The organism is Spirulina sp. CCY15215 (assembly GCF_016888125.1).
Lineage (GTDB): Bacteria > Cyanobacteriota > Cyanobacteriia > Cyanobacteriales > Spirulinaceae > CCY15215.
On record NZ_JACSWA010000141.1, the window covers coordinates 1 to 206 of the forward strand.

The following is a 206-nucleotide window of genomic DNA, read 5'->3' on the forward strand; positions in this document are numbered from 1 at the left end:
TTAGAAGTAACATCTGCTAGTACTCGCAGAAAAGATGAACGAGATAAACCCGATACTTATTCAGAAATGGGGGTTTTGGAATACTTCCAATACGATCCGACGGGAGATTATCTCAATCCTTCTTTGAAAGGCAAGCGCTTGGTTGGAAATACTTATCAAACTATTACACCAAATCGATTAGAAGATGGTTCTTTGTCGATTTATTC

General features: G+C 37.9%; 1 pseudogene. It reads left to right on the plus strand.

Going from position 1 to position 206, the window contains the following annotated elements:
- Positions 1 to 206: pseudogene (locus tag JUI58_RS00655) on the plus strand (Uma2 family endonuclease); the annotation flags it as partial.